13 protein-coding genes and 1 riboswitch are annotated in these 12396 nt (G+C 38.9%); of the genes, 9 read left to right on the top strand and 4 right to left on the bottom strand.

Translation table 11 applies throughout. From position 1 onward, the window contains the following. Positions 1-10: 10 nt before the first annotated feature. Together NSQ70_RS03220 and NSQ70_RS03225 are read left to right on the top strand one after the other, a co-directional pair. Positions 11-856, top strand: a complete 846-nt coding sequence (locus tag NSQ70_RS03220; protein WP_024719385.1) for a sce7726 family protein — start codon at positions 11-13, stop codon at positions 854-856. Between the two features lie 10 nt (positions 857-866). Further along, on the top strand, positions 867-1838 hold the full coding sequence (locus NSQ70_RS03225) for a sce7725 family protein (RefSeq protein ID WP_024719386.1): 972 nt from the start codon (positions 867-869) through the stop codon (positions 1836-1838). A gap of 324 nt (positions 1839-2162) precedes the next feature. Here NSQ70_RS03225 and NSQ70_RS03230 read toward each other — a convergent pair whose 3' ends face one another. Continuing rightward, positions 2163-2732 carry a GNAT family protein gene (locus tag NSQ70_RS03230; RefSeq protein WP_024719387.1) on the bottom strand — a complete coding sequence of 190 codons (570 nt, stop codon included), beginning with the start codon at positions 2730-2732 and terminating at the stop codon, positions 2163-2165. 4 nt (positions 2733-2736) lie between these two features. Further along, positions 2737-2922 (bottom strand): hypothetical protein, encoded by a 186-nt coding sequence (locus NSQ70_RS03235; protein WP_047946428.1) that lies wholly within the window; start codon positions 2920-2922, stop codon positions 2737-2739. 179 nt (positions 2923-3101) lie between these two features. Between NSQ70_RS03235 and NSQ70_RS03240 the strand changes: the two genes are divergently transcribed. Continuing rightward, complete coding sequence (locus NSQ70_RS03240) at positions 3102-3647, top strand: sigma-70 family RNA polymerase sigma factor (protein WP_047946429.1); 546 nt, start codon at positions 3102-3104, stop codon at positions 3645-3647. Further along, positions 3616-5046, top strand: coding sequence for a DUF4179 domain-containing protein (locus NSQ70_RS03245; protein WP_256689060.1), 1431 nt, complete (start codon positions 3616-3618; stop codon positions 5044-5046). Before NSQ70_RS03240 ends, NSQ70_RS03245 begins: the two co-directional genes overlap by 32 nt. Before the next feature lie 112 nt (positions 5047-5158). On the opposite strand, the gene NSQ70_RS03250 is transcribed toward NSQ70_RS03245, so the two are convergent. Together NSQ70_RS03250 and NSQ70_RS03255 are read right to left on the bottom strand one after the other, a co-directional pair. Continuing rightward, positions 5159-6514 carry an IS1182 family transposase gene (locus NSQ70_RS03250; RefSeq protein WP_047947312.1) on the bottom strand — a complete coding sequence of 452 codons (1356 nt, stop codon included), beginning with the start codon at positions 6512-6514 and terminating at the stop codon, positions 5159-5161. 83 nt (positions 6515-6597) lie between these two features. Beyond that, on the bottom strand, positions 6598-7785 hold the full coding sequence (locus NSQ70_RS03255) for an MFS transporter (protein ID WP_135009901.1): 1188 nt from the start codon (positions 7783-7785) through the stop codon (positions 6598-6600). A 100-nt stretch (positions 7786-7885) separates the two neighbouring features. On the opposite strand from NSQ70_RS03255, the gene NSQ70_RS03260 reads away from it, so the two are divergent. From NSQ70_RS03260 to NSQ70_RS03280, 5 genes are all read left to right on the top strand, one after another. After that, positions 7886-8764 (top strand): LysR family transcriptional regulator, encoded by an 879-nt coding sequence (locus tag NSQ70_RS03260; RefSeq protein ID WP_193804130.1) that lies wholly within the window; start codon positions 7886-7888, stop codon positions 8762-8764. 126 nt (positions 8765-8890) lie between these two features. Next, positions 8891-8992: riboswitch (purine riboswitch) on the top strand. 145 nt (positions 8993-9137) lie between these two features. Next, on the top strand, positions 9138-10463 hold the full coding sequence (locus NSQ70_RS03265; RefSeq protein ID WP_008355742.1) for an NCS2 family permease: 1326 nt from the start codon (positions 9138-9140) through the stop codon (positions 10461-10463). 206 nt (positions 10464-10669) lie between these two features. Then, the gene (locus NSQ70_RS03270; protein ID WP_008344307.1) at positions 10670-10831 is read left to right on the top strand and encodes a hypothetical protein; all 162 of its coding nucleotides are present in this window, start codon (positions 10670-10672) and stop codon (positions 10829-10831) included. A gap of 18 nt (positions 10832-10849) precedes the next feature. Then, positions 10850-11032 carry a YezD family protein gene (locus NSQ70_RS03275; RefSeq protein ID WP_008344304.1) on the top strand — a complete coding sequence of 61 codons (183 nt, stop codon included), beginning with the start codon at positions 10850-10852 and terminating at the stop codon, positions 11030-11032. A gap of 217 nt (positions 11033-11249) precedes the next feature. Then, positions 11250-12047 (top strand): hypothetical protein, encoded by a 798-nt coding sequence (locus NSQ70_RS03280; RefSeq protein ID WP_256689061.1) that lies wholly within the window; start codon positions 11250-11252, stop codon positions 12045-12047. Positions 12048-12396: the final 349 nt, after the last annotated feature.

Below are 12396 nucleotides of genomic sequence, written 5' to 3' on the forward strand. Positions count from 1 at the left end.
AGTGAGAAACTTGCGAGAAAAAGATTATTCATTATTAACAAGAGTTTTTACTAGAAAAGTTTTAAATGAATTAACAAATACCACTGTTAAAATTAGTAGTACCTTTGATGAAGCTAGAAAAACCTTTATTCACTCTGATAACAATACTGATTCAATAGCAAGTGCCTTCGAAAAGTTGTACTCTATTTTGCATCAAAACTATAGAAATGAATACTATTATAAAAACACTTTATTGAATAAGCTCTTGTTAGGAGTTCATAGTGTCAATACAACTACAGCTTTAACGGAATTATCGATTGGTGATGCAAAGGCAGACTTTGTTCTAATTAATGGAAAGGCTGTAGTTTATGAAATTAAAACTGAACTAGATAATTTTGAAAGACTAGATAACCAAATTAGAAATTATTATAAAGCATTTGACCATGTAACTGTATTGACAAGCGAGTCTCATCTTGAAAAAGTATCTAAAATATATAAAGATTCGTCTGTCGGGGTTTCTTTGTTGACTAGACGAGGGACTATAAGCCCTATTTGTTCTCCCGTGAAATCAAACGATAGTATTGAATTAGGAATAATGTTTGATATCCTTAGAAAAGGAGAATATGAAGACATTATTTTCAGTTATTATGGATATCTACCTAAAGTATCACAATTTGAATACTATAATACGTGTAAAGCTCTATTTTTAGATATAGAGCAAGACATAGCTTATAACCTTTTTATAAATAAGTTAAAGCAACGAAACAAGGTCTCTAACCCAATTTTTTTTGATTTACCAAAATCATTAAAATCGCTAGCGTATTTCAGTAACTTAACAGACAATCAATTTACACGTCTGAAAAGAAATATATTTTAGGAGGAAAAAAATGTATTATCCATTTTTGAGGGGAAAAAAGGAAGAATTATTAGCAATAAAAGAGCTGCTTTTAGCTGAAAAGTTGGGAGATAGAGTAACTCCCGTAATAGAATTAGTTAAACTATCCTCTACTTTAGTAAGTACCTTAGCTGAATTTGTAAAAGCCGAAAGAAATATTTATCTCGTTATGAACCCAATTGTTGGAGAGTTTGAGGATAACATGAGTGAAACATTATTAGGGAATGAAGATGAAGATGAGGTTCGTAGAATAAAACGATTAAATTCAAATAAAGAAAAATTCAATGTTCTGCTTACTTCTAAATTTGTAAAAATAGCTCTTTATTACTGTAATGATTTCAATGGATACTTCAATGATCCTAAACTTCAATCTGAAAATGAGATCGCTATCTTACTTAAAGATGGTGGGGAGAATGGGGCATTCATGCAAAGTTCTTTCATTGAGAACAATAGAATCAAATTATGTTTCATGACTGAAATTGAAGACGTTATTAATTTTATGGGTAAAGCAGTATTATGGAGAGATAGGTTTAACAAAAGAGAAAGAAATTCTGATTATCCTGACGATGAATTTTTCTCAAAAGATCACTCAATTTATTCAACTCACGGGTGTGTAGGTTTTTCTGACTATAGTATAGTTGATTCTGAATATGTTGATAATGGGTTTAGCCCTTACGCAATTGCTATTCACATGGTATATGAAGAAAGTGAGAATAAGCATCTTAGAATTCGGCATTTCATATCTGATTCAAATAAAAGCCCTAAGAATCCATCACAAAAATATAAGGAAGCAACCAAAAAGTTAGTTGCGTGGTGTGAACCAAATTTAAGTTTAAAAACATTGGGCTATTCAAAAATAAAGGATACACATGACAGAGAGACTTACCCAGGTCTTGGAAGTGTGAAACGCTTTTCAATAATGCATCATCTTGAAATTACAGGAGAGGTTTTAGAAACATTGTAATCGCACTACATACACCGAACTTTATAAAATAATTTTCGTTTGTTTTGAAATACCTTTCTTCTATCGAAAGGTATTTTTTGGAACTTTCATTTTCTGATTTAGAAAATGTTCAAGGAATATTGGATATTTATCGATTGATTTTTAGGTTTGAGTTTTGGCTATCTGTCGTATTATTAAACTATTTTCTTATAAGAAATAACCTACCAATAAATATAAATGGAATATGTTACAAAAGTTGTTCTATAACATTGGGGTGCCTTGCGTATACTCTGATTGTGGCTTTTGGATGAAATGAATATCCGTTTTCATTTGTTTCTCCTCTGTTTAATAGGATTTTTCGTAATCTCTCTTCAAAATCGAATACATATACACATCATCGAATCCCTTCTGACCCAATTCATACTCTCTTAATAAACCCTCTTGTACAAAATGTATCTTCTCCAATAATTGAACAGAAGACGTATTTGCTGGATCAATGATCGCTTCAATCCGATTCAAGTTCATCTCCTGAAATCCATACCGCAACACCGCAGTAATCGCTTCTTTCATGATGCCTTTTCTCCAATGATCATGGTGTAATTCATAGCCAATTTCCGTACGGCGGTGCTGTTTTTCTAGATTGAGAAAGCCGCAGCTCCCGATGATGGTGGGGTTGTTTTTTAAAGAAATGCCCCACCGGATGCCTGTTTGTTCTTTGAAGATATTGTCATACCACTTGATTTCCCCTTTTGTGTCCTCGATGGTTTCATGTGCATCAATGCCCATGTAGCGGCACACGGTTTCATTGGATAAATAGATGTGCATATCCTCAGCATCTGCGATTGTCGCTTGTTTTAAGATTAGTCTTTCAGTCTGTATCGTTGGAAATGATTGTGGAAAAGTAATTTTGTTCATGCATTTATCCCCCATGTGATGTCTTTTGTTCTGTACATGCCTTACAATAAAAAACCCCTTCATTTCTTAGCCAAGCCTTTACTTCTGTCATTCCTCGTCTCTTTGGATAGACCAGCTTAACGTACACTTCTTCGTTACCTTCTATTTTCTTTTGGCAGCTAGCACAAGCAGGTTCTTCAAATAGAAACAATCAATATCCTCCTTTTTGTAGATATTTCTTCCATTATATCAAAAGTTCAATACGATCTTTGCGGCCTATTCTTCACTTTCTCTATTTTTGTCCGACATATGTTGAGTAAAAGAAATTTTTGTTTGTTGAAACCGTTTGAGAGAAACCTTGCTCTAACAGGTGTAGGAGGTGTGGATGAGATGAAGCAAGTGCGTCTAATTAAAAAAGCACAAAAAGGGAATGTCCCGGCATTTGAGACATTAATGCTGATGTATCAAGAGCGTTTATATAAAACGGCTTTTCTCTACACAAGAAATAAAGAGGATTCGTTAGATGCTGTTCAAGAGACGGTCATTAAAGCATTTAAACATTTATCTGGATTAAAAGAACCGGCTTATTTTTCTACATGGCTGACTAGGATTTTGATTCATACGATTTTTGCGATGAAGAAAAAGCAGCAAGATGTTGTTCCGTTTGAACAGCAGCATGAGAGCGTTGAGCGGCATGATTTTTTGGAAGACAAGCTCGATTTAAAAAATGCACTTGATGTGTTAGATGAGCAATATCAGCTCGTGATTCAGCTATTTTATTTTCAAGATTATTCGATTTCAATGATTTCTGAACAGATGGGTGTGCCCGAAGGAACTGTCAAAACTCATTTGTATCGAGCAAGAAAGTTATTAAAGCAAACATTGGAGAAGGAGGAGAGTGTCGATGGAACGAAAAGAAATGAAAAAGCTCTATGATGAGATTGATGTACCAAAGGTTGAATTGACCTCTGCGGTTCGCCAAGCAATAGGAGATGTGAAAGCGGAAAAGAAAAGACGTTGGTTCAAATGGAACTGGAGAACGCCAGTATACTCTGCCATTGTTCTCATCGTCCTTTACTTTTCATCAGGTTTCCTTTTTCCTTCTCTTAATACAGCAATGGCACGTGTACCGATTATTGGACAGTTTTATATGATGTTTCACGATAAAGTAGGAATGTCTCTTTTTCAGAGTGATTTGGTGAAGCATGTCAATGAAGGGGCTGAATCAAGAGGGGTGACTGTGAAAGTAAACAGTGTGTATTATGATGCCGGGCGGCTTGTTTATACGTTTACTGTGGAGAATTTGAATACAAAGGAAGATGTTGTCCCTTTCATAGTCAACTTAGATCCAGTAAATCAAGCTTCCCAATCGAGTTCCTACAATCATGAATTGAAAAAATTAAAAGATGGCCATTATGTTGGGCAGGTGACAGTCTATACAAATGGTCAAACGATCAAACAAGGTCAACAAGTGCCACTTGTCATTTCTAAAATTGGGGATATTGTAGGGAATTGGCGCTTCAAGGTACCAGCGGTCAAGCAAAAAACCACTGTATTAGCTGGACAAAAAGACGTGTCTATTTTAAATGGACGTTATCACTTAAGAAATATAAAGGTAGAAAATGGAGTGAAAAGCTCTGTTATTCAATATACCATTGATTACAATGGTTTTGCTAAAGACGATATAGTTAGTATAGAAAGAATGAAGGATAATCTAGGGAATGATTATCAGCTCGAAATTGGAACAGTTTTAGGAGAAAAACAACTGACTTCTGACAAAACTAGAAAAAATCATTTGACCATTTTAGATCAGTCGATTGATCCAGAGGCAACTGAATTAACATTTTACACGGGTGTGACAGACGAACAAGAAGAAAGCAAAATCATTCCTCTTCAGACAAAGCTGCCTGTTCAGTTCAAAACAAAGCATCATGGAATAGGGATCAAAATCAATAAAATAGAGCAAAAGGGGCATTCTGTGACAGTTTATTATCAATTTACTGGAGTAGATCAGAAAGAATTAGATGAGGATGTTATGGAGAATATCGGTGAATGGATAGGATTAGGTGATGTTAAAAAGCTGAAATCGTGGTCAGATCCTGAAGCAAATGATGAAAACGGATATTACTTGGAGAGAAACGATGCGAAGGTGACCAATTTCAAGACAGCCTCTATGCAATCCACCTTTGAATTTGATGTGAAGAAGTTAGACACATTTTCTTTTAAGGATTATGGGCTGTATCTTGATCTGTCAAATCTGAATCTGTTGGCACCACAGGAAGATATACCCGTAACCATTCCAGTCAAAAAAGAAACATCAAAAGCTAATCGATAAATAATAAAGCGAACATGATTACACATGTTCGCTTCAGACCGTAGACAAACCCCACCTTTACTTCAAGTAAAAGTGGGGTTTTCACTTATTTTGATAAAATTGATCAGTCGCTTTACGCTGGACATGGCTCTTTCCATGTCCAGTTTGCTAATTTCTTAAGATTCATGGCAGCGAAAGTAAGCATCGCCTGCATCGAAACTTTTTTCAATCCTCGAAGTTTCGTCCATCGCATTCCATGCTTTTCTTTTGCATCCGCAAAAACGCGTTCAATCGTTTCTTTCCGTTTTGCATAGATGTTCTTATTCATTTCAGTGAGTCTCAGATGGTCTGCTTCGTCTAGGTAGTCCTGCCAAATATGTCGGTGAATCTGTTTGGTGTGATTTTGACTTTGTGTACAGTTATCTAGAAACGAGCAGGATTTACATACCTCTGAATCGGACGCATATTGCTTATATCCCTCTCTAGTCGTTGTACGATAAGAAAGAATTTGCCCGTTTGGGCAAATGTAACAATCAACATGTGCGTCATATACGTATTCATTCTTTTTCAAGTAACCAGCTTTTGTTTTCGGGCGAGTGTAAGGCATGACAGGTCTTATCTCTTGATCCATTAAAAACTTGGCGATATAAGGTGTTTTATATCCAGCATCCACTGCGACTACATTGGGTTTTCCGACTTTCTTTGTCACCTTTGATACAAGTGAATCTAACATACGACTATCATGAACATTTCCACCAGTGACCAGTGTTCCTAAAATAAATCCTTTTGAATCACAAGCCGTATGAAATGAATAAGCAAATAACTTTTCACGTTCATCCTTTACATAGTAGCCACTCTCTGGGTCAGTTGTACTGACCTTGATTTCTTTTTTCTCTTCTTTATTCTGTAGGGGTAACGGCTTTTTTCCATGTTCCTCACGATCAACATTGATCTCCTCATGAAGCTGATTTTGATAACTTCTCGTTTCTACTCGAACAATTTTCTTTTCAAGTTTTTTCTTATTGGCGTTCGCTTTTACATGAGTTGAGTCAATGAAAGCGATAGATGGATCAACGAGACCTTTTTTCATCGCTTCTCTTAAGATTCGATAAAAAATTTGTTCGAATAAATCTGTATCATGAAAGCGTCTCACGTAGTTCTTACCGAAGGTAGAAAAGTGCGGAATTTTCTCTGAAAACCCATACCCAATAAACCAACGATAAGCAACATTGGTTTCAATTTCTTTAATGGTTTGACGCATAGAACGAATGCCAAATAGATATTGGATCAAAACCATTTTAATAAGAACAACGGGATCCACACTTGGTCTACCGTTATCAGAACTATAATGATCTTTGACAAGATCATAAACAAAATCAAAATCGATCGCTTGATCAATTTTTCGTACAAGATGATCTTCAGGCACTAATTCATCTAAGGCCACGACTTCTAATTGATTTCTTCTTTCTTCTTCACGTTTCGATAACATGTTCATCCCCCACAGAAATGTGTTATTGCCCTTATTATACAAAAAAGCGTGTAGACTTTGTCTACACGCTGAAGCGAACATGATTACACATGTTCGCTTTTTATCTGTTGATGCAGCAGTCGATGACGATTGAACGAGTACCGAATCAACATCAACGCAACAAAACTGGCTAGCCCGCCTATCCAACTTAAATTCGTTACATTTGTATATTGAATAATCAGACCACCCATTGACGATCCGAGCATCATGCCGATATTCATAATTGCTGTATTAAAGCTCAGCACGGTTTCCGATGTTTCGGGTTTTAGGGAGATGAGATAAAATTGCTTCGCTGGTGTTGTCGTCCACGTGGCGGTGCCCCAAATGGCGAGCGTGATGAAGACGCCAACTACAGAAAATTGTGTAAAAGATAATGCAAAGAGCATGAGCATCTGAACCGTGATGCTGATTGAAATGGTTCGGTTTGGTCCCCATTGATCGACAGCGTATCCGCCAAAGCGTGATCCGATAAAAGCAGAAATCCCTAAGACGAGCAAGGCAATGCTTGTCATTTCGAGCGTAAATCCGGATGTCTGTCGCAATAATGGCGAAATGTAGGCAAATACCATTGTGTAACCTAAAATCCAAAAGGCTGTCGTGGCTAAGCCGCTTAACACCCTACGGTCTTGAAGAATTTGCATTTGCTGTTTGAATGGCACATGGGAATGTCCCTCCATAGGCGGTAATAATCGATACAGAAGAAATAAGAGACAAGCGGTTCCTATTGCAATGATGAGAAAAATGGCATGCCAATCTACATATCCTGCTAAAAATGTTCCAATCGGTACACCGAGTACTAGTGAAACAGTAAATCCAGTGATCACCGTTGCCATCGCACTCCCCTTTTTTTCTGGCGGGGCGAGCTGCGCTGCATAATTTGTTGCGAGTACAATATATAAGCCGCCACTCATGGCCATGATGACCCGTGAGAGCATGAGCAGCATAAAGTGATGGCTAAAAAAGGCAAGCACATTCCCTGCTATAAACATGGAAATCGCCGATAAAAGAACCTTTTTTCGATTCAATTTCGATGTGGCCATGACTAAAAAGAGGGCACCCACGGCATAAAAAAGAGAATAGATGGTGATAAGCTGTCCCGCAACCGGGATGGAGATGCGCAGATCGTCAGAAATGATGTCCAGTATGCCTGATACGACGAATTCTGAAGTGCCTGTGACGAAAGAACCGACGGCTAAAAGAAATATGAGCAATGGATAAGATGTACTTTTCATTTTGAACCCTTCCTTTATGTTGAAACGTTGTATTCATTTTAAATTCCGTGCTAACATAAGTAAAATTGATGTTTTTCATGAAAGGGATGAGTGAATACTCATGAGCTTTGTTCGATTCGAGACGATGGCTAAGGTGGTCGAGCTAGGCAGTTTTACCGCTGCAGCTGAAGCATTAAATATGACACAGTCTGCCGTGAGTCATGCGGTGGCAAGTTTAGAGACGGAGTGGGGCGTGTCTTTATTCGTGCGTGACCGAAAAAAGGGCATTACGCTGACAGATACCGGTGAAACCCTTCTCCCGCATATAAGAGAAGTGCTAAATCGAGTAGAGAAAATTCAGCAGGAAATTGCGCTCACCAAAAATATTGAATCTGGCTTGATTCGGATTGGAACATTTGCCAGTGCATCCGCTTGTTTATTGCCAAAACTGCTTGTGAGCTATCAGAAAAAGCATCCAAAGATTGAATTTAAATTCTATGAGGGGACATATGAAGAAATATTGGAGTGGCTCGATTCTGGCATTATTGATGTTGGGTTTGTTGTAAAAGGTAAAGCGGATGAAGCGTTTGATCTATTGCCACTTATGAAAGATAAAATGGTGGTGGCCTATCACGAAAATCATCGTTTTAATCATCGGCCAATTGTAGACATGGAAGAATTAGCAGATGAACCATTTATTATGCCAACTGGCATGTATCAATCCCATGTAGAGGATATTTTTTCAGAGGCGCAAATCAAGCCGTCTATTTTATTTGAAGTGCATGATTGTACGACCATTGCCCGCATGGTTGGGGAAGGACTTGGTGTGACGATAGGTCCTGAGTTATTCCTAAAAACGCAGCAACTTGTGCAGATCAGTCATCTGAATGTATCGCATCATCGTGAGGTGGCGCTTGCCTGTCCATCGCTCACGCAAGCTTCTCCTGCTGTGAAGGCATTTTTCGATGTAGCAGAAACGGCTTTTGCCAGAATTCAGTGATGGGTGTATAAAGAACTAGATGTGATTTTCCAAATTCGTGTAATAAGACGAATGAAGCGGACATTTCTTTGAAAAATGTTCGCTTTTCGTATTGTGTTTTAAAAATGAAGTTGGTACAATAGACACAGAAATCAAATAGATAGAAGTCGTATAATGGCGGGGATATGGCCCGCAAGTTTCTACCAAGCTACCGTAAATGGCTTGACTACGTCAATTCACACTCGTTTGATATAAATCATGCATTGTTCTTGTTTGATGTCACGGTCTGAATTCACATTGTAGTCAAGCGTCCCAAAAACTGTTGGGGCGTTTTTTATTTGACTTGTGAATGGGGCAGACTAAAGCAAAAGGACATGAAGGGAGTCAGTTGGCTTTGAAACAGTTTTTTCAGTTTGATGAGTTAGGTACGAATTATCGCAGAGAGATCATCGGCGGTTTAACGACATTTTTGTCGATGGCTTACATCTTGTTTGTCAATCCGATCACACTTGCTTTAGTAGCAGTACCGGATTTTCCAGATAAATTACGAATTGATCAGGGGGCTGTCTTTACAGCTACGGCGTTAGCTTCTGCGGCAGGTTGTTTCCTGATGGGATTGATCGCCAGGTACCCGATTGCGATTGCACCAGGTATGGGACTGAATGCGTTCTTCGCTTTCTCAGTGGTTCTTGGTATGGGAATCTCATGGCAGGCAGCACTTTCCGGTGTGTTTGTTTCAGGATTGATTTTCGTTGCTCTTTCTTTAACAGGTTTTCGTGAAAAAATCATTAATGCCATTCCGGCTGAGCTGAAGCTGGCGGTTGGTGCAGGGATTGGTTTGTTCATTACATTTGTGGGTCTTCAAGGCTCTGGCATTATTGCCAATAACGATAATACGCTCGTTTCGATTGGAAACATTCATAGTGGTCCTGTATTGTTAACGGTGTTTGGGATCGTTGTGACTGTCATTTTAATGGTTCTTCGAGTGAATGCAGGTGTCTTCATTGGGATGCTTGTGACAGCCATTGCTGGAATGATCTTTGGTCTTGTGCCAGTTCCATCTCAAATTATCGGAAGCATTCCAAGCTTGTCTCCAACCTTTGGCCAAGCCTTGATTCACTTGCCAGATATTTTCTCCATTCAAATGCTTATTGTCATTTTAACGTTCCTATTCGTTGGGTTCTTTGATACAGCTGGTACACTTGTGGCTGTGGCGACACAAGCTGGTTTAATGAAAAATAATGAGCTGCCGCGTGCAGGAAAAGCACTGCTGGCGGATTCTTCTTCTATCGTAGTCGGTTCTATTCTTGGAACATCAACGACGACGTCTTATGTTGAATCTAGTTCAGGTGTTGCTGCGGGTGCCCGCTCTGGTTTTGCAGCCGTCATGACAGGTATTTTCTTCTTACTTGCGATGTTCTTCTCGCCGCTTTTATCTGTCGTGACACCGAATGTAACGGCACCTGCTTTAATCATTGTCGGTGCACTGATGGTAGCACCTCTTGCGAAGATTGCATGGGATCGTTTTGAAATTGCGGTACCGGCCTTCTTAACCATGATTATGATGCCACTCACATATAGTATTGCAACAGGGATTGCGATTGGTTTCATTTTCTACCCGATCACCATGATCTTTAAAGGAAAAGCAAAAGAAGTGCATCCAATTATGTACGGACTGTTTGTCATCTTTATTCTATATTTTGCTTTCTTAAATCATTAATGGTTTGTCTGAAACAGCAGCTCATGGAGGCTGCTGTTTTTTGTAGGGAAATTTTAAAAACATAGTTGACTTATAGGAATTATGTGTTTATGATAAAAAGACATAATTCGCTGATTGGATCACCAAAGGCGCTTTGATTTCCTTTTTTCTATAGAAGGGTTCAGAGTGCCTTTTTTCTTGCATTCATTATAACGGGAGGGGATGACTTGTCACGCTGGCTTAGGCAGGTGATTGAGCGGAAAAAGCAGGTATTGATTGAGCAGCTCCTTTTATGGGGGCATGAAGAAAAACATGAAGCGCTCATGCATTATACGATTCATGAGCTGGAAAATGAGGTTCTCTATTTAAAAGAGCGAAAGCAAAATTAGTGGGATGGGGGATGAGCGATGGATGAACAAAAGCTGAATTTTATTTTATCTGCCTTAAAAGGGATTGAATACGGGTCGGTGGTGATCACCATTCATAATGGACAAATTACACAAGTTGATACGACAGAAAAGACTCGTTTCCCAGCACACCAGGAGAATCTTCGGATTCAGAAAGCAAAGCAGGGGCGCTATCGTTCATGAAAAGTTATGAAAGATGATGAAAAGCTGATCCACTCATCAGCTTTTTTGTTTTGGCTTATTTTCTCACCAATTAAAACCTCTTCATTCTTTTATCCGTCTATTCGTATGAACGTCAAGGAATCTTGACTGAATAGAGAGACTCCGCTACTTTAATAGGAGTCATCCGGACAGGTCACATGAGCCTGTGCGGATTGTCTGAGATAGGAGTTGATATGGGATGTTAGAGAAAGATCAAGAGCAGGTTACACCTGAAACGAAAAACGAAAACGAAGAGCCATCAATAGATCAAGAAACGAGGCAGTCCCGCCTCAGCCGCAGCGCTGCAAAACGTGGAAGAACGGCTAAGCCAGCTGATGAAGAGCGTTCAGCCATTCAGCGCATTGCAAGAAGTGTAGGAGGTGCGTTTAAGCGCTATGGCTCATATGGGCTCGCAATGTTAAAATCACCGAGCCGTGCGATCCATCAAGCGGACACTTTACGCATGAAGTACGCCTGGATTTCAATTGTGTTATTCAGTGTGTTTTTTGCTTTAGGCAACTACGTTCAATTAAAGGCGTCAAAGACCCGTTTATTAGGTTTTGGTATTCATTATTCTTTTGGTGACGCCTTTTTGAAGGTAGCGGTCTTTACACTCATTTTGTTAACACTGATGATGCTGACGGTTTGGGTGCTCGGTAAGTACATGCTGAAAGGGAACATATCGCTGAAAGAAGTGATCATGAAGTTCGGTGCCGTGCTTGTGCCGGTTTTGGTTTTATCTATCCTTTGGCTTGTATTTGCCATGCTGAATATTCCATATGTAACGGTGATTTTATCCGTGATGATGTTTTTTGGTCTTCAGCTGATTGCCATTGTGCTCTTCCGCTCCATTCAATCAGAGCAAGGTGCTGTACGGGGAGACTTGATGTATGCCGGCTGGGTCTTTTTGTTGATTGAGCTCGTCATCATTGCCCTTTTATGGGGCATTGTCGGAGAGTATTTGATCCCATCACTTGTTCCGGTTAGGTTTGGATAATAACACGTTTCAGCGTGTAGACAAATCTTTGCAATGCGTCAGTCCTGCGTGACGGTGCTCACGAAAGTGAAATTCGCTTCGCACCGGTACTCGTCCTTCTTAGAATTCAAAAGTTTCTATCACGCTGAAAAGAAGACAAAGGGTTAAAATAAAGTATATTTTAGCCCTTTATCAACCATCTAAAGCCTCCTTTTGAAAAAGGAGGTTTTTCATGTTGAGAAGAGGAAAAAACGGGTAAACTCTTGGTAACAAAGACCACCCCTTGTTGTCGAAAGATATATGTGTTTTTCTCGCGCAAATTTGATTGTATCAAGGTTTGTTCTCTAGTAGAATATGGGGTGCTTTATTT

The sequence above is a fragment of the Bacillus sp. FSL R5-0397 genome (assembly GCF_038593395.1).
GTDB lineage: Bacteria > Bacillota > Bacilli > Bacillales > Bacillaceae > Bacillus > Bacillus altitudinis.

Coding starts and splice junctions, on each gene's coding strand:
- NSQ70_RS03225 (WP_024719386.1), top strand. CDS start 867: ATGTATTATCCATTTTTGAGGGGAAAAAAGGAAGAATTATTAGCAATA.
- NSQ70_RS03250 (WP_047947312.1), bottom strand. CDS start 6,514: ATGTTATCGAAACGTGAAGAAGAAAGAAGAAATCAATTAGAAGTCGTG.
- NSQ70_RS03280 (WP_256689061.1), top strand. CDS start 11,250: ATGTTAGAGAAAGATCAAGAGCAGGTTACACCTGAAACGAAAAACGAA.
- NSQ70_RS03240 (WP_047946429.1), top strand. CDS start 3,102: ATGAAGCAAGTGCGTCTAATTAAAAAAGCACAAAAAGGGAATGTCCCG.
- NSQ70_RS03260 (WP_193804130.1), top strand. CDS start 7,886: ATGAGCTTTGTTCGATTCGAGACGATGGCTAAGGTGGTCGAGCTAGGC.
- NSQ70_RS03255 (WP_135009901.1), bottom strand. CDS start 7,785: ATGAAAAGTACATCTTATCCATTGCTCATATTTCTTTTAGCCGTCGGT.
- NSQ70_RS03275 (WP_008344304.1), top strand. CDS start 10,850: ATGGATGAACAAAAGCTGAATTTTATTTTATCTGCCTTAAAAGGGATT.
- NSQ70_RS03245 (WP_256689060.1), top strand. CDS start 3,616: ATGGAACGAAAAGAAATGAAAAAGCTCTATGATGAGATTGATGTACCA.
- NSQ70_RS03230 (WP_024719387.1), bottom strand. CDS start 2,732: ATGAACAAAATTACTTTTCCACAATCATTTCCAACGATACAGACTGAA.